This is a genomic window from Isoptericola hypogeus, from assembly GCF_039531145.1.
In the GTDB taxonomy this organism is placed as follows: domain Bacteria; phylum Actinomycetota; class Actinomycetes; order Actinomycetales; family Cellulomonadaceae; genus Isoptericola; species Isoptericola hypogeus.
The window spans coordinates 1-1,348 of record NZ_BAAAPM010000029.1; the positions used below are offsets into that span (position 1 = coordinate 1).

General features: G+C 66.8%; 2 protein-coding genes. Both read right to left on the bottom strand.

Annotated features, from left to right (window positions below; all coding sequences use genetic code 11):
* Positions 1-529: DUF6932 family protein (locus tag ABD254_RS21315; protein ID WP_425553907.1), on the bottom strand; the 529-nt coding region annotated here is incomplete at its 3' end.
* Complete coding sequence (locus ABD254_RS21320) at positions 526-1,071, bottom strand: helix-turn-helix domain-containing protein (protein WP_344251001.1); 546 nt, start codon at positions 1,069-1,071, stop codon at positions 526-528. The genes ABD254_RS21320 and ABD254_RS21315, both read right to left, overlap by 4 nt.
* Positions 1,072-1,348: the final 277 nt, after the last annotated feature.

Here is a 1,348-nt window from a genome sequence, read left to right on the forward strand (position 1 = left end):
CCAAGTAACCACGACGGGGAACGCTACTGCTCGGGTGTGACACGGCTCCGTCTGCTCGCAGCCGCTGCCACCAGTCGTCCCAGTATCCGCGTTGCGCCGCGATCTGCAGGTATCCGAGGTCCGTGAGCTTCGCGTCCTCGTCCGCGTATGGGGCCCATGACGCGGTGTAGCTGTCGACCATGATCCCCTTGGCGATAAGGCGCTTCTCGCCTGCGAAGAGCCCCAGCCTCCCCCGCTCCTTCGAGCCCACCGGGAGGGCGTTGACCCGGTCCCGCGGCAGGATCCATGTCACGTCGATGTCGTCGGGTTCGAGCTTCGCCGTGACGAACGAGCCTCCGATCCAGACAGCGCACGGAGGAACGATGGTGCGCAGAGCGCTCAGGGCGCGCTCGAAGTCGCTCCAGACGCGCGGGCGCCTGGCCGAGGCTGCGAACCTGTCGTCGCGCACGAACCTCGTCGCGATCGCCTCCAGCGTCGTGTGATGTCGACCGAGCGGCAGGTGCCCACCCGCGGTCAGCTCTGGGATCACTCGTCGCCCTTCGTCGGCGCCTTCTTCCGCGTCGCCTTGTACTCCGTCCAGAGCGGGTCCTCGCCGGCATGTGCGGGGGTGCTGTCAACCCTCGACACCCGGGCCGTGGCCTGCCCCTCACGGCGCTGCGAGGCGTCATCTACGACGTCGTGTGACGTCGTAGCGGCGTCCGCGTCAGTCAAGGTTGCACGATCACCGCTCACAGAATCACGGCCGGCCGGGTCGGTGCGGCGCTCAAGGGCATCTAACCGTTGCTGCGTCTGGCGCCGGAAGTCCTCGAGCTGGGCGACGCGCTCGACGAGGCCGCTGAGGTCGTCGAGGGTGACGTCGGGACGCGGCCCTGAAACCGGAGCAGCATCGTTCTCGACGGGTTTGAGCCATGGCCGGAGCACCTCGATGAGCCGCTCCGTAGACCCCTTGGAGGAGGTCTCACCCCGCTCCCAGTTGCCCACAGTGCGCAGGCTCGCCCCAACACGCTTGCCCAGTTCCTTCTGCGAGAGGCCAGCGCGCTTGCGCGCCGCGCGGATCTCCGAGCCCTCCATAGGGGTAACTGTGACAGGCAACACCTGGCAACACGAATCCTCGTCTCGTGAATGCCGGGGCGATTTGTCGGAGAACCAACCGTGTAGTTCGAAGGCATTCCCCCAGGTCAGGCGAGACGCTGCTCATCTTGCCCACTTCTGGTTGCGCATCTTGCCTACGCTTGCCTAGACTCCTTCCCATGCACCAGAGACTCCTCCACGGCCCCGCCGTCCGGGCCTTGCGCGAGGCCCTCGGGATCAAGCACGGCGTGTTCGCCATCGACTGCCAGATCAGTCC

Excerpts from the sequence above, each read along its gene's own strand:
- ABD254_RS21320 (WP_344251001.1), bottom strand. The coding sequence starts at position 1,071 with ATGGAGGGCTCGGAGATCCGCGCGGCGCGCAAGCGCGCTGGCCTCTCG.